This is a genomic window from Streptomyces griseochromogenes (assembly GCF_001542625.1).
Lineage (GTDB): Bacteria > Actinomycetota > Actinomycetes > Streptomycetales > Streptomycetaceae > Streptomyces > Streptomyces griseochromogenes.
This window is the reverse complement of sequence record NZ_CP016279.1, coordinates 9043479-9063006: the sequence shown is the minus strand read 5'-3', so window position 1 is coordinate 9063006 and position 19528 is coordinate 9043479. Positions and strand designations below refer to the sequence as shown.

General features: G+C 70.5%; 12 protein-coding genes, 3 tRNA genes and 1 pseudogene. 10 read left to right on the top strand and 6 right to left on the bottom strand.

Features of this window, described 5'->3' with window-relative positions; all coding sequences use genetic code 11:
• Positions 1-135: 135 nt before the first annotated feature.
• The 5 genes and pseudogenes from AVL59_RS39425 to AVL59_RS39405 all read left to right on the top strand — a co-directional run bounded on the left by AVL59_RS39425 (position 136) and on the right by AVL59_RS39405 (position 7246).
• Positions 136-990 carry a sirohydrochlorin chelatase gene (locus tag AVL59_RS39425; RefSeq protein ID WP_079147214.1) on the top strand — a complete coding sequence of 285 codons (855 nt, stop codon included), beginning with the start codon at positions 136-138 and terminating at the stop codon, positions 988-990.
• 147 nt (positions 991-1137) lie between these two features.
• Positions 1138-2415: a deoxyguanosinetriphosphate triphosphohydrolase gene (locus AVL59_RS39420; RefSeq protein ID WP_067314174.1), complete on the top strand. Its 1278-nt coding sequence runs from the start codon at positions 1138-1140 to the stop codon at positions 2413-2415.
• 103 nt (positions 2416-2518) lie between these two features.
• A complete protein-coding gene (locus tag AVL59_RS39415) occupies positions 2519-3784 on the top strand; it encodes an NAD(P)/FAD-dependent oxidoreductase (RefSeq protein ID WP_067314172.1) in 1266 nt (421 codons plus the stop codon).
• Positions 3785-3910: 126 nt separating this feature from the next.
• A complete protein-coding gene (gene dnaG / locus AVL59_RS39410) occupies positions 3911-5821 on the top strand; it encodes a DNA primase (RefSeq protein WP_067314170.1) in 1911 nt (636 codons plus the stop codon).
• A 97-nt stretch (positions 5822-5918) separates the two neighbouring features.
• Positions 5919-7246 (top strand): annotated as a pseudogene (locus tag AVL59_RS39405) (RNA polymerase sigma factor).
• Positions 7247-7364: 118 nt separating this feature from the next.
• Here the strand turns inward: AVL59_RS39405 and AVL59_RS39400 are convergent.
• The 4 genes from AVL59_RS39400 to AVL59_RS39385 form a co-directional block, all read right to left on the bottom strand.
• On the bottom strand, positions 7365-9293 hold the full coding sequence (locus AVL59_RS39400; RefSeq protein WP_067314166.1) for an ABC transporter ATP-binding protein: 1929 nt from the start codon (positions 9291-9293) through the stop codon (positions 7365-7367).
• Entirely contained in the window at positions 9293-11026 is a 1734-nt protein-coding gene (locus AVL59_RS39395) for an ABC transporter ATP-binding protein (RefSeq protein ID WP_067314164.1), read from the bottom strand. The genes AVL59_RS39400 and AVL59_RS39395 overlap by 1 nt, the downstream gene beginning before the upstream one ends.
• A 142-nt stretch (positions 11027-11168) precedes the next feature.
• Positions 11169-12626 (bottom strand): xylulokinase, encoded by a 1458-nt coding sequence (locus tag AVL59_RS39390; protein ID WP_067314162.1) that lies wholly within the window; start codon positions 12624-12626, stop codon positions 11169-11171.
• A gap of 182 nt (positions 12627-12808) precedes the next feature.
• Positions 12809-13114: a hypothetical protein gene (locus tag AVL59_RS39385; RefSeq protein ID WP_067314159.1), complete on the bottom strand. Its 306-nt coding sequence runs from the start codon at positions 13112-13114 to the stop codon at positions 12809-12811.
• Positions 13115-13272: 158 nt separating this feature from the next.
• Between AVL59_RS39385 and AVL59_RS39380 the strand changes: the two genes are divergently transcribed.
• From AVL59_RS39380 to AVL59_RS39370, 3 genes are all read left to right on the top strand, one after another.
• Positions 13273-13345: transfer RNA gene (locus tag AVL59_RS39380), tRNA-Asn, on the top strand.
• Positions 13346-13351: 6 nt separating this feature from the next.
• Positions 13352-13424, top strand: a tRNA-Asn gene (locus tag AVL59_RS39375).
• A 177-nt stretch (positions 13425-13601) separates the two neighbouring features.
• Positions 13602-13678 (top strand) — tRNA-Ile (locus AVL59_RS39370).
• Between the two features lie 168 nt (positions 13679-13846).
• On the opposite strand, the gene AVL59_RS52830 is transcribed toward AVL59_RS39370, so the two are convergent.
• Positions 13847-14509, bottom strand: a complete 663-nt coding sequence (locus AVL59_RS52830) for a hypothetical protein (protein WP_159400191.1) — start codon at positions 14507-14509, stop codon at positions 13847-13849.
• An 11-nt stretch (positions 14510-14520) separates the two neighbouring features.
• Here AVL59_RS52830 and AVL59_RS39360 point away from each other — a divergent pair, with 11 nt between their 5' ends.
• Both AVL59_RS39360 and AVL59_RS39355 read left to right on the top strand, forming a co-directional pair.
• The gene (locus tag AVL59_RS39360; protein ID WP_079147213.1) at positions 14521-14871 is read left to right on the top strand and encodes a PadR family transcriptional regulator; all 351 of its coding nucleotides are present in this window, start codon (positions 14521-14523) and stop codon (positions 14869-14871) included.
• 288 nt (positions 14872-15159) lie between these two features.
• The gene (locus AVL59_RS39355) at positions 15160-16299 is read left to right on the top strand and encodes an RICIN domain-containing protein (protein WP_067314153.1); all 1140 of its coding nucleotides are present in this window, start codon (positions 15160-15162) and stop codon (positions 16297-16299) included.
• Positions 16300-16445: 146 nt separating this feature from the next.
• Here the strand turns inward: AVL59_RS39355 and AVL59_RS39350 are convergent, their stop codons facing one another.
• Positions 16446-19298, bottom strand: a complete 2853-nt coding sequence (locus AVL59_RS39350) for an ATP-binding protein (protein ID WP_079147212.1) — start codon at positions 19296-19298, stop codon at positions 16446-16448.
• Positions 19299-19528 lie beyond the last annotated feature (230 nt).

The following is a 19528-nucleotide window of genomic DNA, read 5'->3' as shown; positions in this document are numbered from 1 at the left end:
GTTCCGACCATGGAGGACGCGAGGGACCGCGGTCCGGTTCGCCTCACATCGCGCATCAGTGCGACGTGAACCCACGGAAAATACCCGTGACGGCCCCGCAACGGCGACGCAACCTCCCGGGGCCAGGATCCTTCCATGACGGCGTCGCATCCTCCGCACGACGAGTCCCTCATCCACCTCGACAGCACGGCGCAGATCATGAACGACATCGGCAGCCGGCTCGCCGGCCGGCTCCGGCTGGTCACGCTCCGCGGACACCGCAGCCCGGCCGCGCCCGCCCTCGTCCTGGTCGCCCACGGCAGCCGCGACCCGCGCGCACTGCACACCGTCCGGGCCCTGATGGACCGGGTACGGCACCTGCGCCCCGCCGTCCCTCTCCACCTGGGCCACATCGAGCTGAACGAGCCCCTGCTCCCCGACGCCCTCGCCGCGCTCGGGCAGACCCCCGCCGTCCTCGTCCCGCTGCTCCTCGGCCGCGGGTACCACGTCAAGCAGGACATCCCCGAGATGGCCGCCGCCGCGTCCGCCGACACCCGCTCGGCCGCACCGCTCGGCCCGCACCCGCTGCTCGCGCAGGCCCTGCACACCCGGCTGACCGAGGCCGGCTGGCCGGCCACCATGGACGACACCGCCCGCCGCTCGACCGCGGTCGTCCTCGCGGCAGCGGGCTCCCGCGACCCCGACTCGGCCACCGACACCCGCCGCACGGCCCGCCTCCTGGCCGCCCGCCTGGGCGTCCCGGTCGTCCCCGCGTACGCCTCGGCGGCGACTCCGACGGTCGAGACGGCGCTGCACGCCCTGGCGGCGAGGGGCCGGCACAGAGTGGCAGTGGCCTCTTACTTCGCGGCCCCGGGACGTTTCGCGACACAGTGCGCACAGCAGGCCCCCTGGATCGCCTCCGCTCCCCTGGGGGCCCACGAGGCGATGGCCCGCCTGATCCTGCACCGCTACGACCAGAGCTCGTCAGCAAGGTCCACTGAGGCCGCCTGAGGGGCGCGGGGCTGTTGTCGATGTGCGGCTCCGCCGCGTGGGCGCGACCAGCCACACACCACCCGCACTCGCCCGAACACAGCACCCGGCGGATGAGCAGGCGCCCGGCGCCACCCAATTGTCACTGCCGACGCTTACTGTCGACTCATGGAAGGCACCGCACCCGAGATCGCCTACGACCCGACGTCAGTCGAACGCTGGGCCCCCGAACCCGACAAACGAGCAGGTCGCACAGCCTTCCAACGCGACCGCGCCCGCATCCTCCACTCAGCCGCCCTACGACGCCTCGCCGGCAAGACCCAGGTCGTCACGCCGGGCGAGCGCAGCGCCCACGCATGGGACGCCAGCCCCCGCACCCGCCTCACCCACTCCCTGGAGTGCGCCCAGGTGGGCCGAGAGCTGGGCGCGGCCCTCGGCTGTGACCCCGACCTGGTCGAGGCCGCCTGTCTCTCCCACGACCTCGGCCACCCGCCCTTCGGGCACAACGGCGAACACGCCCTGAACGAGTTCGCCGACGACTGCGGCGGCTTCGAGGGCAACGCCCAGTCCCTCAGACTCCTCACCCGCATCGAGCCCAAGCGGTTCACCCCCGAGGGCTCCGTCGGCCTCAACCTCACCCGCGCCGCCCTCGACGCCGCCACCAAGTACCCCTGGCCGCGCGGCGCCCACCCCACCGACCCGGCGTCCCGGAAGTTCGGTGTGTACGAGGACGACCGCCCGGTGTTCGACTGGGTCCGCAAGGCCGCCCCCGGCACCCGCACCTGCTTCGAGGCCCAGGTCATGGACTGGTCGGACGACGTGGCCTATTCGGTGCACGATGTGGAGGACGGTCTGCACGCCGGCCACATCGACCCCAACTGCCTGCACGCGGACCCCGAACGGCAGGCGGTGTTCGAGGTGGCCATCGGCCGGTACGTCCCCGCGGACACCGACCCGGCCGAACTCGCCGCCGCCCTGGACCGCCTCCTGGACGAGGAGTGGTGGCCGCACGGCTACGACGGCACGGCGGTCGCCCAGGCCCGCCTCAAGGACGCCACCAGCCAGCTCATCGGCCGGTTCTGCCTGGCCGCCGAGGTCGCCACCCGCGCCGCCCACGGCGACGGCCGGCTCACCCGCTACGGCGCCGAACTCGTCGTACCCCACGAGACCCGCCTGGAGTGCGCGGTGCTCAAGGCGGTCGCCGACCGGTATGTGATGCAGCGCGCCGAGCAGGAGCGGCTCCGTGCCGACCAGCGGGTGGTCGTCGCCGAACTGGCCGAGGCGCTCACCGCCCGCGCGCCCGACGGACTGGACCCGCAGTTCCGGGCGCTGTTCGACCAGGCGCCCGACGACAGCGCACGCAAGCGGGTGATCGTCGATCAGATCGCTTCCCTCACGGATGCTTCCGCGCGCTCGCTGCACGAGAGACTGACCGGGCATATGTGAAAGGAAAGTGACCCGGGTGGCCTGATCGGGTCACTCCCTCTTCCCGCAGCACGCCGCGTGCGGGACGCTCGCATATGGCGGCACCCTTAAGAGGAGGCATCAAGTGGTCGACGCGGATCAGACATTCGTCATCGTCGGAGGCGGTCTCGCCGGCGCGAAGGCGGCCGAGACGCTCCGTGCGGAGGGCTTCAGCGGCCGGGTGATACTGATCTGCGACGAACGCGACCACCCGTACGAGCGCCCGCCGTTGTCCAAGGGCTATCTGCTCGGCAAGGAGGAGCGCGACAGCGTCTTCGTGCACGAGCCCGCCTGGTACGCGCAGAACGACGTCGAGCTGCACCTCGGCCAGACCGTCGACCGGATCGACCGCACCGCGAAGACCGTGCGCTTCGGCGACGACGGCACCCTCGTCCACTACGACAAACTTCTTCTGGCCACCGGCGCGGAGCCCCGCCGCCTGGACATCCCCGGCACCGACCTGGCGGGCGTCCACCACCTGCGCCGCCTCGCCCACGCCGAGCGCCTCAAGGGCGTTCTCGGCGCTCTCGGCCGGGACAACGGGCACATCGTGATCGCGGGCGCCGGCTGGATCGGCCTGGAGGTCGCGGCGGCGGCCCGTACGTACGGCGCCGAGGTCACGGTCATCGGGACGCGGCCGACCCCGCTGCACAGCGTTCTCGGCCCGGAGCTGGGCAACGTCTTCGGTGAGCTGCACCGCGAGCATGGCGTCCGCTTCAGCTTCGGCACCCGGCTCACCGAGATCGTCGGCCAGGACGGCATGGTCCTCGCGGTGCGCACCGACGACGGCGAGGAGCACCCCGCGCACGCCGTCCTCGCGGCGATCGGCGCGGCGCCCCGCACCGGCCTCGCGGAGGCGTCGGGACTGGAGATCGCCGACCGGGCGTACGGCGGAGGCATCGTGGTCGACGAGCGGCTGCGCACCTCCGACCCCGACATCCACGCGGCCGGTGACGTCGCCTCCTTCCCGTTCGCCCTCTTCGGCACGCGCATCAGGGTCGACCACTGGGCCAACGCCCTGAACAGCGGCCCGGCCGCCGCCCGCGCGATGCTCGGCAAGGAGGTGACCTACGACCGGGTGCCGTACTTCTTCACGGACCAGTACGACCTCGGGATGGAGTACAGCGGGTGGGCACCTCCGGGGTCGTACGACGAGGTGGTCATCCGGGGGGACGCGGGCAAGCGGGAGTTCATCGCGTTCTGGGTGAAGGAGGGGAGGGTGCTGGCCGGGATGAACGTGAACGTGTGGGATGTCACAGAGCCGATCCAGAACCTGATCCGTTCCGCGGCGCCGGTGGACCTCGAGGCGTTGGCCGATCCCCATGTGCCGTTGGAGTCGCTGGTCGCCTAGGCGTCTGCGCTCGTCCGCCGTTTCGCGGGTGCGGGGCGTCTGCGGCCGGTCGCGCAGTTCCCCGCGCCCCCTCCGGGACGCCGCACGTGCCCCGTCTCTGTCAGTCCGCCCCCGTAGAATCACCTCGTGGCAGGACGGATCAACGACGAGGACGTGAAGGCGGTTCGGGACGCGGTTCCGATCGACGCCGTGGTCTCCGAGTACCTCCAGCTGCGTAACGCCGGTGGCGGAAATCTCAAGGGGCTGTGCCCCTTCCACGACGAGAAGTCGCCGTCCTTCCAGGTCAGCCCGAGCAAGGGACTCTTCCACTGCTTCGGCTGCCAGGAGGGCGGCGACACGATCACCTTCGTCATGAAGGTGGACCACCTCTCCTTCTCGGAGGCGGTCGAGCGGCTGGCCGCCCAGGCCGGCATCACCCTGCGGTACGAGGAGGGCGGGTACAACCCGGCCCACCAGCGCGGCGAGCGCATCCGCCTGGTCGAGGCGCACAAGATCGCCGCTCAGTGGTACGCCGAGCAGCTCGCCACCGGCCCCGAGGCCGAGACCGGCCGGATCTTCCTCGCCGAGCGCGGCTTCGACCAGGCCGCCGCCGTCCACTTCGGCGTCGGCTACAGCCCCCAGGGCTGGGACCACCTCACCCGTTACCTGCGCGGCAAGGGCTTCAGCGACAAGGAGCTGATCGTCTCCGGGCTGTCCCAGGAGGGCCGCCGCGGCCCCATCGACCGGTTCCGGGGCCGGCTGATGTGGCCCATCCGGGACATCGGCGGCGAGGTCGTCGGCTTCGGCGCCCGCAAGCTCTACGAGGCGGACAACGGCCCGAAGTACCTGAACACCCCCGAGACGGCGATCTACAAGAAGAGCCAGGTCCTCTACGGCATCGACCTCGCCAAGCAGCACATCGCCAAGAGCAGCCGGGCGGTCGTCGTCGAGGGCTACACGGACGTCATGGCCTGCCACCTCGCCGGTGTCACCACGGCCATCGCGACCTGCGGTACGGCCTTCGGCGGCGAGCACATCAGGATCCTGCGCCGGCTCCTCATGGACAACGGCTCCGCCCGTGTGATCTTCACCTTCGACGGCGACGCGGCCGGCCAGAAGGCGGCCCTGCGCGCTTTCGAGGACGACCAGAAGTTCGCCGCCGAGACGTACATCGCCATCGCCCCGGACGGCATGGACCCGTGCGAGCTGCGCCTGGCCAAGGGCGACGAGGCGGTCGCCGACCTGGCCGAACCCCGCACCCCGCTCTTCGAGTTCGCGCTGCGCCAGATCGTCGCCCGCTACGACCTGGACACCCCCGCGGGCCGCGCGGCCGCCCTGGACGAGGCCGCCCCGATCGTCGCCCGCATCAAGAACAGCGGCGCCCAGCACGAGGTCGCCGTCGAGCTGGCCGGCATGCTCGGCATCCTCGACACCCAGTTCGTGGTCAAGCGGGTGGCCCAGCTGGCCCGCTGGGCCCGCGAGCGCGGCGGCAAGGGCGGCGGCCCGCAGCAGCAGCCCGGCGCCCCCCAGCCGCAGTGGGAGACCGGCCCGCGCCCCACGGCCTCTGGCCCGGCCCTCACCCTGCGCAACCCCGTCTACGCCGCCGAACGCGAGCTCCTCAAACTCGGCCTCCAGCGGCCCGAACTGGTCTCCCCGGCCTTCGACGCGTACGGCGTCGACGAGTTCACCGCCCCTCCCTACGCCGCCGTACGCCAGACGATCGCGGAGGCGGGCGGCGCCGAGTACGGCGTCCAGGACGCGCAGGAGTACCTGGTCCGCGTCCGCGAGGCGGCGCCCGACGACACCGTCCGCGCGATGGTCACCGAGCTGGCCGTCGAGCCGATCCTGCGCCGCACCGTCGACGAGACGTATGCCGGCACGGTCCTGGTGCAGATCCGGCGCCGCGCGGTGGAGCGCCGTATCCACGACATCCAGTCACAGCTGACCCGCCTGTCCACCGGCGGCGACCCCGCCCAGCTGGCCGCCGTGCAGAACGAGATGTGGGTCCTGCAGCAGTACGACCAGGCGCTGCGCGTGCGGGGCGCGGAAGCGCTCTAGGCGTCCCGGGGCCCCCGCGGGGCGTCTTTTCCGGTCCCGGTCACCAGTCGGTCACGGACCGGATGCAAAAAGTCACCGCACGCCCCTCGTGGCGGGGATGTGTCTTACCCCACACTGGGGGCGGTGCCCGAGTCCGCGGAGCGCAGGCCGTCGACTCTCCGCTCCCGAAGTACCGCTGCCGTACGCCTGGAGCAGCGATCATCCTGGAGGTCGCCCCCCGTGCAGACCCAGACCCTCACCCAGACCGACAGCAGTACCGGCGCCACGGCCGACGAGGCGGACGCCGAGAGCGACGTCCTCGTGGCCGTGCCCCCGCAGAGCCGTGCCCTCCGCCATCCGGAGACGACACCGGAAGCGCCGGCGGAGGGGACCACGGAGGCGCGCCCCGAGGCGGCCGGTGAACCGGCGGAGCCGCCCGCCGAGGCACTCACGGAGGAACCGGACGAGCCCGACGCGCCCGAGGAGGCCGCCGAGCCCGCCGAGGTCCCGGCCGCCGCCCGGGCCGAAACCGGCAGCCCCTCCTCGGACCTGTTCCGCCAGTACCTGCGCGAGATCGGCCGCATCCCGCTGCTCACCGCGGCCGAGGAGGTGGAACTGGCCCGCCGGGTGGAGGCCGGGCTGTTCGCCGAGGAGAAGCTGAGCGGCGCCCCGGACCTGGACAGCCGGCTGGCGCTCGACCTGGACCGGCTCGTCGTCCTGGGCCGGATGGCCAAGCGCCGGCTCATCGAGGCCAACCTGCGCCTCGTCGTGTCCGTCGCCAAGCGGTACGTCGGCCGCGGGCTGACCATGCTCGACCTGGTCCAGGAAGGAAACCTCGGGCTCATCCGGGCGGTGGAGAAGTTCGACTACGCCCGCGGCTACAAGTTCTCCACCTACGCCACCTGGTGGATCCGCCAGGCCATGTCCCGCGCCCTGGCCGACCAGGCCCGCACCATCCGCGTCCCCGTGCACGTCGTGGAACTCATCAACCGGGTCGTGCGCGTCCAGCGGCGCATGCTGCAGGAACGCGGGTACGAGCCGACGCACGACGAGGTCGCCGCCCACCTCGATCTGCCGCCCGAGCGGGTCTCGGAGGTGCTGCGACTGGCCCAGGAGCCGGTGTCCCTGCACGCTCCGGTCGGCGAGGAGGACGATGTGGCCCTCGGCGACCTCATCGAGGACGGCGACGCCGCGAGCCCCGTCGAGTCGGCCGCCTTCCTGCTGCTGCGGGAGCACCTGGAGGCCGTGCTCTCCACCCTCGGCGAACGCGAGCGCAAGGTGGTCCAGCTCCGGTACGGCCTGGCCGACGGCCGCCCCCGCACCCTGGAGGAGATAGGCCGCCTGTTCGGCGTGACCCGGGAGCGGATACGGCAGATCGAGTCCAAGACTCTCAACAAGCTCCGGGATCATGCCTTCGCCGACCAGTTGCGGGGTTATCTGGACTGACCGGGCTTGGGGCGGTCTGCGTCGTTGGACCGCGGGCCGTCCCCGCGTTCGGGGCGTTTGCGGCCCGTCGGCGCGGGCGAGCGAACCCCCCCGCCCGCGCCGGACTCCGGCGACGGACTCAGTCCACCTCGGCCACCGCCTCCGCGAACTGTGCCTTGTACAGCCGGGCGTACGCCCCGTCGGCCGCCAGCAGCTCCGTGTGCGCGCCCTGTTCGACGATCGAGCCGTTCTCCATGACGAGGATCGTGTCGGCGTCCCGGATCGTCGACAGCCGGTGCGCGATGACGAACGACGTCCGCCCGTCGGCGAGTTTGGCCATCGCCTTCTGGATCAGCACCTCGGTGCGGGTGTCGACGGAGCTGGTCGCCTCGTCGAGCACCAGGATCGTCGGATCGGACAGGAACGCCCGCGCGATGGTGATGAGCTGCTTCTCACCGGCGCTGACCCCCGTGCCCTCGTCGTCGATCACCGTGTCGTAGCCCTCGGGCAGGGTGCGGATGAACCGGTCCGCGTGGGCCGCCCGCGCCGCCTCCTCGATCTCGCCCCGGGTGACCTCACGCGCGGCGCCGTACGCGATGTTCTCCGCGATGGTGCCGCCGAACAGCCAGGTGTCCTGGAGCACCATGCCGATTCCGGCCCGCAGTTCGTCCCGGGACATCTTGCGGATGTCCACGCCGTCGAGGGCGATGTGCCCGCCGGACACGTCGTAGAACCGCATCAGCAGGTTGACCAGGGTGGTCTTGCCCGCGCCGGTCGGGCCGACGATGGCCACCGTCTGCCCGGGCTCCACCGTCAGCGACAGATCCTCGATCAGCGGCTTCTCCGGGTCGTACCGGAACGAGACGTGTTCGAGGCGCACCCGCCCGCGCAGCTCGGCCGGCCGCTCGCCCGGCACCGGATCCGCCTCCTGCTCCTCCGCGTCCAGGAGTTCGAAGATCCGCTCGGCCGAGGCGACGCCCGACTGCACCAGGTTCGCCATCGACGCGACCTGCGTCAGCGGCATCGAGAACTGCCGCGAGTACTGGATGAAGGCCTGTACGTCACCGATGGAGAGCGCGCCGGAGGCGACCCGCAGACCGCCGACCACGGCCACCAGCACATAGTTCAGGTTCGATATGAACATCATCAGCGGCTGCATCACACCGCTGTTGAACTGCGCCTTGAACCCGGCCTCGTACAGCGCCTGGTTCTGCTCGGCGAACTGCCGCGCCGACTCCTCCTGCCGACCGAACACCTTCACCAGGGTGTGCCCGGTGTACATCTCCTCGACGTGCGCGTTCAGCGTGCCGGTGGAGCGCCACTGCTGCACGAAGTGCGGCTGCGACCGCTTGCCGACCCGGGTGGCGACGAGGAACGACAGCGGCACGGTCACCAGCGCGACCAGCGCGAGCAGCCAGGAGACGTAGAACATCATCACGAGCACGCCGATGATGGTCAGTACCGAGTTGATCAGCTGGCCCATCGACTGCTGCAGCGTCTGCCCGATGTTGTCGATGTCGTTGGTGGCACGGGAGAGCACCTCGCCGCGCTGGGCCTTGTCGAAGTACGACAGCGGAAGACGGGACAGCTTCGCCTGCACGTCCTCGCGCATCCGGTACATCGTGCGGTTCACGGCCCGGTTGACCAGCCGGGTGGCGACCGCCATCAGCAGACCGGCGACCAGGAAGGTGCCGAGCGCGAGCAGCAGCACGTTCCCGACGGCATCGAAGTCGATGCCCTTGCCGGGGGTGAAGTCGGTGCTCTTCAGCATGTCCGCGATCTGGCCCTGGCCGCGGTCGTGCATCGACCGGAGCACCTGCTCCTTGGTGGCCCCGGCCGGCATCCGCTTGCCGATGATGCCGGCGAAGACCAGGTCGGTGGCGCGGCCGAGGACCTTCGGGCCGACCACGCTCAGGGTCACGCTGACGACCACGCACAGCAGCAGGCCGTAGATGGTGAGCCGTTCGGGTTTGAACCGGGCGACGAGCCGTTTGCCCGACGCCTTGAAGTCCATCGAGCGCTGGTCGGGTCCGCCCCCGGCCATCATGCGTCCCATGGGCCCGGCCATCAGGCAGCCTCCGCTTCCGTCAGCTGGGAGAGCACGATCTCCCGGTAGGTTTCATTGGCCGCCATCAGCTCGTGGTGCCGGCCGGAGCCGACCACCCGGCCCTCGTCCAGGACGACGATCCGGTCGGCGTCCCGGATGGTCGCCACCCGCTGGGCGACGATCACCACGGTGGCCTCGGCGGTCTCCTCGGCGAGCGCGGAGCGCAGCGCCGCGTCGGTGGCGTAGTCGAGCGCGGAGAAGGAGTCGTCGAAGAGGTAGATCTCGGGACGCTGGACGAGGGTGCGGGCGATGGCCAGGCGCTGGCGCTGGCCGCCGGAAACGTTGGTGCCGCCCTGCGAGATCGGCGCGTTCAGCCCGCCCTCCAGCTTCTGCACGAAGCCCTTGGCCTGTGCCACCTCCAGCGCGTGCCACAACTCCTCGTCGGTGGCGTCCGGATTGCCGTAGCGCAGATTGGTCGCGACGGTGCCCGCGAACAGATACGGCTTCTGCGGTACGAGTCCGACGGTCTTGGCGAGCAGCAGCGGCTCGACCTCCTGGACGTCCACGCCGTCGACGAGCACCTCGCCCTCGGTGGCGTCGAAGAGCCGCGGGACCAGCCCGAGCAGTGTCGACTTGCCGCTGCCGGTCGAGCCGATCACGGCGGTCGTCTCGCCCGGCCGGGCCGTCAGGTCGATGGACTTCAGCACCGGCTCCTCGGCACCCGGATAGCGGAAGCCCACGCCCCGGATCTCCAGATGCCCGTGCCGGCGCAGCTCGATGACCGGCGAAAGCGGCGGCACCACGCTGGAGTCGGTCCCCAGGACCTCCTGGATGCGCTCGGCGCACACCTCCGCGCGCGGCACCATCATGAACATGAAGGTGGCCATCATCACGGACATGACGATCTGCATCAGATAGGCGAGGAACGCGGTCAGGTCACCGATCTGCATCTCGCCGCTGTCGATGCGGTGTGCGCCGAACCACACCACCGCGATCGACGACACGTTCACCACGGTCATGACGATCGGGAACATCAGCGCGAGCATCCGGCCGGTGGCAAGCTGCATCTCGGTCAGATCGGCGTTCGCCTTGCCGAACCGGCCCATCTCGTACTCGTCCCGGACGAAGGCGCGGATCACCCGGTTGCCGGTGATCTGCTCGCGCAGCACCCGGTTCACCGTGTCGAGGCGGACCTGCATGGACCGGAACAGCGGCCGCAGCCGGCGCACGATCAGCGTCACGGAGATGCCGAGCACCGGCACCACCGCGACCAGCACCCCGGACAGCGGCACATCCAGGCCGAGCGCCAGCACGATCCCGCCGACGCACATGATGGGCGCCGACACCATCAGGGTGAAGGTCATCAGGGCCAGCATCTGGACCTGCTGTACGTCGTTCGTCGTACGGGTGATGAGCGAGGGCGCCCCGAAGTGGCCCACCTCACGGGAGGAGAAGGACTGCACCCGGTCGAAGACGGCGGCGCGCACGTCCCGGCCGAGTGCCGAGGCGGTCCGGGCGCCGTAGTACACGGCGCCGATGTTGCACACGACCTGTACCAGCGAGATGGCGATCATCAGGCCGCCGAAGGACAGGATGTAACCCGTGTCGCCCTTCACGACACCCTTGTCGATGATGTGCGCGTTCAGAGTGGGCAGATAGAGGGTGGCGCAGGTCTGCAGGAACTGCAGCAGCACCAGGACGGCTATGGGTTTCTTGTAGGGCCTGAGATAGGTCCGCAGAAGTCGTATGAGCACGCTGTGTCTCTCGGAGTCGGCGGTGGGGGGCCGGTCGGTTGCCCTTGGCCCCTATCGTCGGACACTTCACCCGTGTTACCTCAACCGATTAAGCCAACAGCGGTCAAAGGACCGGCCGGGCCTCGGTCCACGGCCCTACGTCTCAGACCCGGAACGCCCCCGGATGAGTCTGCTCCCGCACCGCCACGAACTGCTGCCGTACGGCCTGCCCCACGGCCAGGTCGTCGCCCGGCTCCAGAACCTGCGCCGCCGCACCCTGCCAGGCCGGCGGGTTGCGCGGGTCGAGTGTGCCCTGCGACACACCGAGCGCCCAGGCGGCCTGCCGGGCCGCGCCGATCGCCGCGTAGTCGGCGGGCTGCGGCACGACGACCTGCACGCCGAACAGCGAGGGCGCCGCGGCCTGCACGGCGGTCAGTTCGGCGGCCGGGCCGAGCAGGAAGATCCGTCGCACATCCACGCCCCGCCCGCGCAGCACGTCCAGCGCGTCGGCCAGTCCGCACAGCATGCCCTCGAACGCGGCCCGCGCCAGATGCTCCGGCTTCATCGACTCGCGCCGCAGCCCGGCGAGCGTGCCCGCGGTGTGCGGCAGATGCGGCGTCCGCTCGCCTTCCAGGTAGGGGAGCAGGACCAGCCCATGGGACCCCGGCGTCGACTTCATCGCCAGGTCGGACAGGCTCTCCAGATCCGGCAGGCCGAGGAGTTCGGCGGCGCCGCGCAGGGTGCGTACGGCGTTGAGGGTGGTGACGACCGGCAGGTGCATACCGGTCGCGTCGGCGAGCGAGGTGATCATCCCGGACTGGTCGGCGAGCGCCTCCGGGTGCACGGCCATCACGGACCCGGAGGCCCCGAGCGACACGACGGCGTCACCCAGCCCGATCCCCAGCCCGAACGCGGCGGCCATGGTCTCCCCGGTCCCGGCGGAGATCAGCAGCCCCTCCGGCGTCGTACCGGCCGCGTCGGACGGGCCGATCACCTCGGGCAGCATCGCCTGGTGGCCGAGCGCCAGCTCGACCAGGTCGGGCCGGTAGCCGCCGGTGGCGGCGGACCAGTACCCGGTGCCGGAGGCCCCGCCGCGGTCGGTGGTCCTGCGCACGGGCCGTCCGAGCAACTGCCACACCAGCCAGTCGTGGGCCTGGAGCAGGGTGGCCGTGCGCAGCGCGTTCTCCGGTTCGCTCTTGGCGAGCCAGCGCAGCTTGGTGACCGGCTGCGCGGCCTGCGGCACACACCCCACCGCCTGCGCCCAGGCCTCCCGGCCGCCGAGCGCGTCGACCAGATCGGCCGCCGCGACCTGCGCCCGCTTGTCGCCGCCGACCATGGCCGGACGCACGGTGTTGCCCTGTGCGTCCAGTGGGATCAGCGCGTTCTGCTGCGCGGAGACGCCGATGGCCTGCACGCCCTCCAGCAGACCGCCCCCCGCGGCCTCGCCCAGGGACAGCAGCCAGGCCTGCGGGTCCACGTCGCTGGGGCGCGCGCCACCGCCGTCCGGCGCCTCGACCGGGTGCGGGGCGTACCCCTGGCGGAGCACGGCCCCCGTGTCTGCGTCACAGACGACGATGCGCGTGAAATCGGGCGAGCTGTCCAACCCGGCGACTATCCCCATGACCAAAATTCTGCCGTATCGCGGCGCTTGCTGTGGCCGCCGGCGGTTCAGCGCCGTAGCGGAGCGGATCTTGCACGGGGTGCGGGTCCCTTGTGGCCGGTCGCGCCCACGCGGCGGAGCCGCCTATCGACACAGCCCCGTGCCCCTTGGGCTGGGGCAGTGTCCCCGTACTGAGAAGTCCTCTATGTGTTGCTCGTGCCCCAGTCGTCCTCGTCCGCGCCGTTGATGGTGCGCTCACGCAGGGAGCGGACGCGGTCGGCGACGGATGCCGGGACGCGGTCGCCGACCTTGTGGCTGACCGTGTGGAAGGCCTTGCCGGCGTAGACGCGGCCCTGCTGGGCGGCCGTCTCGGCGGTGTTGCGGACGGCGGGGTTCTGCGCGATCTGGCGAGCGGACTTCTTCAGCTGCTCGTAGCGCTCGCGTCCGGCCCGCGTCCCGAGCACGTAACCGAGGGCCAGTCCGGCGACGAATGTGAGCCGGTAGCGCATGGCTGCCACCCTTCCCTTGCGTAGGTCTCCGGTGCCGCGGCGGGGCCGTCGAGTACCGATTGGCGGAGCACCCCCCTGCTTGCGCTAATGTATGTGTCGCAGCGAGCGCCCGCCCCCTGGCGAATACCCAGGTAGGTACGTTCGATGCAACGAGGCGATCCTCCGTAGCTCAATTGGCAGAGCAGCCGGCTGTTAACCGGCAGGTTACTGGTTCGAGTCCAGTCGGGGGAGCTTCGGTCCTCCGTAGCTCAATTGGCAGAGCAGCCGGCTGTTAACCGGCAGGTTACTGGTTCGAGTCCAGTCGGGGGAGCACGCTGAACGAGGACCCCGCAGGGGTCCTTTTTCATGTTCGGGGGAACCGGCGCGGGCGCTGCGAAGTCCTCAAGGTCAGGAAGCAGCGCAGAAGCCGACCATCCGAAGCAGGAGATCGTATGAGCGGCTATGCTGCGGCAGACGGCGCGCACACATGTACGCGACACGCCGCTATGGGGCGGTAGCTCAGCCGGTTAGAGCAGCGGACTCATAATCCGTCGGCCGTGGGTTCGAGTCCCACCCGCCCCACCAGCGCAGGTCAATGCAGAATCGATCTGGCCTGCGAGAACGAAAAGTCGGTGGCTGCCACGCCGGAGCGGCGGCCACTGCTCACCCGCTCGGATCAAGATCCGGCGGACGCGATACGGGCGGAAGGCGACGCGCCGACCGACGTTCGGTGAGCGTGACCCTCGGTGTCGGTCATGGAACGCACGGGTCTTCCTTCCGCCGTACCCTCCGCGGCGCCGGACGGGGCCGCGGACGGACACCCGTCGACCGTCGGCGTCCGGACATGGTGGTCATGGTGACGACGGCACGGGTGCCTGTGCCGGGTTGTTGCCGGCCTCGGCCGTGCCCCGCCGCGCACGGAGCGCGACAAGGGTGCCGATCAGGGAGACGACGACGACGGCCGCACCGATCCAGGCCAGGGCCCGCAACGGCGTCCCCGCGTTGGCGCCGGCGCTGATGCTGTCCCTTCCTCACCGTCGCCCTGCCGGTCTGACACGCGGCGGTGATCGCCGGCGCCCACAGCACCTGCTTGCGCGTGACCGTCGCCAGTTCCGCTCGGATCGCGAGCTTCTGGCCGCCTCCGAGGTGGGAGGGGACCAGGAGGGTGATGGCGGCGACGCCGAGGACCGCGCAGCAGGCGACGACCCGGAAGGTGGCGCGCCACCCCCACTGCTCGCCGATCACCGTCACGATCGGCCCGCCGATGGTGACCTCGATGGCGTAGGGGCTCAGCAGCTGCCCAGCGGTGGCGACGGAGACATGCAGATCGTGGGAGACGTCGAGCAGAGGGCCGATCAAGGCGTAAGCCGCCGAGCAGAGCGCGAAGACGGACAGGGAGAGGGCCGGCAAAGGCACTGAGGAAAAGCGTGTCGTCGTTGCCGGGGCAGACGAACCGTCGCCGACGTCCGACGGCACGGGGGCACCAGGCGATCAGCCATGGCACGCTGTGCCCGGCGATCAAGCGCATGGAGAAGGCGGGCCTGCCGCGGCGCGAGGCGCAGCCAGGGATCGCCGCCGCTCCGCGTCATGTACTGAGCCTGACCGACGAAGGCCTCGACGAGCCGAGCAGCTTCTTCTACCGGGGCGACAAGCCTCTCGCGGCGGCCGAGGTCGACGACCCCTTCCGGCAGGGTGTGCCGCTGATCGCGCGTGCGACGTCCAAGGCCGAGAAGGCCTGGCTGGATCGGACGATCGCCGAACTGGAGTGCGGCGCCTGATCGGTGGCGCGTTCGGGTCCCCCGGCCCGTCCGGTCCGGTGTGCCTGGGGGATCCGTCCGGTGAGGGTGGCCGGGTCGTCCGCGCCGCCTGTCGTTTGCCGCCGTCCCCAACCCTCCGTCAGTTGAAGGATGTAACGCCGCACGGGTCCCCATACGTTGACTCCGCCGCCGCGGGCCACAGCCAGGGCGGGGGGTGCTTTCTCTCCCGTCCCAAGGACGTTCTGCGGCGGAGGGCCGGTCATCGAGCCGTCCCACAGGCAAGAACTGCCGAAGGAGAACAGAAAAGCCATGACCACCAAGCCGACCCCCCACGGGCCGGGGCGGCGGACGATGGGCGCGTTCGTCGCCGTCGCCCTCGCCGCCCTCGCCACCTCGGTGTCTCCGCTGACGGCCGGAACGGCCCACGCGGACACCTCCGCCCTGGCGGGCCTGTCCCTGTCGCCGCGCCTGACCCAGGGCGACGGCCTTGCGCCGTCGTTGGACCTGGCGAAGGACTCGCCGGACTACCGGACCGGAATCGTCATCAACAAGACGCCGATAGCGAACTGGAGTTTCCTGCCCAACGGTGACGGGAGTTTCCTGATCCGCAACGACAAGACGCAGAAGTGCATCGATTTCGACACCGACAACAACCACCTCGTCGAGCCGGTGTACTGCGACCAGAACAACAGCAAGCAGAACTGGTACCTGCAGCCCTCGGGCAGTGGTGACGGCTACTACCTCATCCGGAACGTCAACACCAACAAGTGCATGGACGTGTTCGGGGGAAGCGGCAACGACGGCACGACGGTCGGCATCTACGACTGCCGTGGCGGCGGCAACCAGGAGTGGATCATCGGCCCCACGCCCAGCCCGGGGGCCACCGGCCCCACCCTCACGGACCTGGCCACCGAGTACGCCCTGAAGCAGTGCAGCAACGCTTCCAGCGTCATCAAGTCGTGCGACTACACGGTCACCGGCGACAGCGTGGCAACGGTGGGGAACCTGCAGCGGGTCAGCTCCAACGTGTGGAACAACAGCACCGACGTCGGGGACCGGACCATCACCTGGACGCAGACCTCGTCCCAGACCAACACGGTGGGCAGCTCCATCACCGTCACCAGCGAGGTCGGGATCAACGTCGAATTCGTCACCGTCAAGGTCAGCAGCGCGATCAGCGCACGCTACGAGCACTCCTGGACGCAGACCGACACCGTGAGCGACGCGAACAAGATATCCGTGAAGCCGAACAACTACAGCTGGGCCATGCGGGGCCAGCTGATGAAGACGGTGACGGGTCACTGGACGTTCACCAACGACCTTGGTGACAAGTGGTCGGGCGATGGCACCGCCACCGTCCCCGCCAAGGACGGCACCGACAATCACAGCAGCAACCTGGTGCTGTGCACGAGTGACAGCACCGCTCAGGTGTGCGTCGACAACCGGTGACCGGCCGGAGTGGCTCCCTCGTGATCCGAGAGCACTCCACCCCGTGATCTGACGGCATCCCGTCGGACGGTTCTCCGGCTCCGTGAACGGAGCCGGAGAACAACGCGTCGCCCCACCGGTCCCGACGCGCGCCGAGTACGGAGGGGTCAGTCCTGCGAAGGCGGCCGCCCGGACCTCTGCCGGCGGGTCACCTCCGCGGCGATTTCGACCCGCGAGGTCATCGCCAGCTTTCTGAGGATGCTGGACACATGGGTGCTGACGGTACTTCGGGCGATGGACAGCCGTGCCGCGATCTCGGGATTGGAGCATCCTTCGGCCACGTGCTCCGCAACCAGGCGTTCGGTGTGGGTGAGGGCCTCCCAGCCGTCGCGAACGCCGGTCCGGGGCCGCTGTGAGCCCCGCCGGACGGCGACGGCTCGCAGACGGGACGTCGCCCGTGCCGCGTCCCAGACCGCGCCCAGCTGCGCAAAGGTGTCCAGCGCCTGGTCGAGCAGGACGCGGGCATCGTCCAGTTGCCCTCTGCGTGCCAGTATTTCCGCGGCGTCGGTACAGGCAAGTGCCGCATTGAGCGGCCGCGGAGCGTTGCGGTAGCAGCGGACCGCTTCCAGGAGCAGATCGGGCTCCTCGCTCAGCAGACCTTGACACCGGTAGGCATCACCGAGGTGATAGAGGCCGCCGCTGTGTTCGGCCCGCTGCTGCGCGGCGGCGGTGTACAGCTGTGCCTTCGCGCGGTTCCCCTGGGCCAGGGCGAGGCGGACCAGATCAGGCGTCAGGAAGCTCAGGATCAGCTGACCCGGCAGATGGCCGACGCCGTTGTCGAACGCCTCGGCGAGCCGGGAGCAGGCGCGCCCGGCATCGCCCTGGGCTTCGTCCAGAAGGACGCCCGCGCACAACGGCAGGTACTCGTAGAAGGCGGCGACCGTCGCATGGTCGGGCTCGGGCACCGCGGCGGTCAGGTGCGCTTCGGCGAGCGGGCGCCGTCCTCTGTGCACGGCGATCACCGCTGCAAGTGCCCGCAGCGCCCGGCTCATCGCGCTCCGGCCTCCGCGGTTGAGGCCTGCTTCGATCTCCGCCAGGGCATCGTCCCAGTGACCCGTATGGAACGTGAGGAGCGCGCAGGACAGGTGGTACCAGGGCAGGTACATCCCTCCGATGTGCTCCGCCGGTCTTCGTACGGCGGCGAGGGCTCGCCGGGCGTCGTGACCGAGATCGAGATCGGCGTAGCAGTTGGCCAGGGCGAGTTGCAGCCCCGCCCACTGCGACGGGTGCATCGTGTCGGGTGTGAGACGGGACGCCTGCCGCGCCAGTTCGACCGCTTCGGCGTCAGGCGTCTCGATGAACCGCTTGGCCGCCAACACGTACAGGGCGTTGGCCAGGGCGGAGCTGTCACCGGCCCGGTCGGCGGCACGCCGCGCACGTGCGGCGACCACGCCGGCTTCGCGGAGGTCGCCCAGCGCGAAGAGGCATACCGCGCCGAACGCCTGGAGCCGCACTTTCTCGATCGCCGGTACGTCCGTGCTCCGGTATCCGGCCCGCGCCTCGGCCAGCGCCAGATCGGGCCGGCCGCGGGCGAACGCGGCCTGAACGACGACCCAGCGCATCAGGCATGCCAACCCGGGCTCAGCCGCCTTGGCCAGGGCGCGACGGGCACTCTCCTCCGCCTCGGCGAGGTGACCGCAGGAGAGCTGCGCGATGGCGTGGTACAGGCGGAGATTGCCATACCCCGCGTCCGTGGGGTCGCCGAGTTCCAGCGCCGTGGCCAGCAGCCGCAGAGCCATCGACGGCGCACGCGTGGTGAGCCGTGCCGCGGATCCTTCCAGCCAGGTGATCAGGAAGTCCGGGCTCGGTATCCCGTTGAGCAGGTGCTCGGCAACGCGTTCAGGTGCCGCCCCGGCCTCGGCAAGACACCGTGCCGCTCTTCCATGCAGCATGGCCCGGACCGACTCCGGCACGGTGTCGTACAGGGCGTGACGGATCAGCTCATGGCGGAAGCGCAGGCATGGGCCGGTGTCCCTCAGCACCCCGGATGCCTCGGCCTCCGCCATGACGGTCAGCAAGTCACGCACCGGTATGTCCATGACCGCGGCGAGTTCGGCGGTGGTGCAGCCGGTGCCCAGTACGGAGGCGACGCGCAGCGCCTGCAGCACGTCAGCACGCAGACGACGGAACCGGTGCGTCACCAGCGCGGTCAGCGGCGGCAGCGAGCAGCCGGGGGCGGTCTCCGCCTGCGCCCCGCCGGTCTCGATGGCATCCTCGCGCCTCAGCGCGGCGATCAACTCGGTGAGGTACAGCGGATTGCCGGCGGCTCCCTCGGCCATGCGCCGCAGGCGCGGGCCGGCCTCCTGGCCGCACAGATCCGCCAGCAGCGCCGCCACGGCCCGCGTGTCGAGTGGTGTCAGCTCCAGCAGGGTGCGGTTGCCGGCGATCGGGCTCCGTGACAGATGGTCGACTTCCCCGGCTCCGGGAGCAGGCCGGTAGGCGCCCACCACCAGGAGCGGCAGTTGATGCACCGAACGCACCAGCTCACGCAGCGCCGCCACGCTTGCCTCGTCCGCCCATTGAAGGTCGTCGAGGAACAGTGCCAGCGGCCCGTGCGTACACATGTCCTCGACCAGCCCGAGCACTGCCTCGATGGTCGCGGCATATGCCCCCGCCGCCTCGCTCGTGGCGCCCGGAAGCCCATAGCGGGCCTCGCCCCGCAGGACCTCGGCGGCCCGGGCCCGCGGGGCATCCGAGGGGGACTCCTCCAGCCTCAAGCAGCTTGAGACGACCGCGAACGGGCGTGGCAGTTCCAGGTTCTGGGCGCTTGCGCGCAGCACCCGTATGCCCATGCGCTCGGCGTTCGCGGCGGCCTGCTCAAGCACCGAGGTCTTCCCGAGACCGGCCTCACCGACGACGAACACGGCCTGTCCCTCGCCCGCGAGCGTGGACTCCGCCAACCTGGACAGTTCTGCCAGCTCAGTCGCACGGCCGATAAGACGACCTTCGAAAGCAGTCATAACCACGCCCCAATGCCATGCAATGCCAGACGCTTCTTAGCACATGTCTTGGATATGTGTAGTGAGTGACCGTCAGCCGGACAAGATCCGCCATGCGGCCGGATTACGGGTGCCGCGAGCCGCAAAGTCGCAATCCGGACATTCGTGCCGGCGTCCGGCCGACGAGGGCCGGTTGATCCGCCACTCGTCACGTTCGGATGAACGCAGATGCTCGTGTGTTCGGGATCTAG

Coding starts and splice junctions, on each gene's coding strand:
- AVL59_RS39425 (WP_079147214.1), top strand. CDS start 136: ATGACGGCGTCGCATCCTCCGCACGACGAGTCCCTCATCCACCTCGAC.
- AVL59_RS39420 (WP_067314174.1), top strand. CDS start 1,138: ATGGAAGGCACCGCACCCGAGATCGCCTACGACCCGACGTCAGTCGAA.
- AVL59_RS39400 (WP_067314166.1), bottom strand. CDS start 9,293: ATGGCCGGGCCCATGGGACGCATGATGGCCGGGGGCGGACCCGACCAG.
- AVL59_RS39390 (WP_067314162.1), bottom strand. CDS start 12,626: ATGGGGATAGTCGCCGGGTTGGACAGCTCGCCCGATTTCACGCGCATC.
- AVL59_RS39385 (WP_067314159.1), bottom strand. CDS start 13,114: ATGCGCTACCGGCTCACATTCGTCGCCGGACTGGCCCTCGGTTACGTG.
- AVL59_RS39355 (WP_067314153.1), top strand. CDS start 15,160: ATGACCACCAAGCCGACCCCCCACGGGCCGGGGCGGCGGACGATGGGC.
- AVL59_RS39350 (WP_079147212.1), bottom strand. CDS start 19,298: ATGACTGCTTTCGAAGGTCGTCTTATCGGCCGTGCGACTGAGCTGGCA.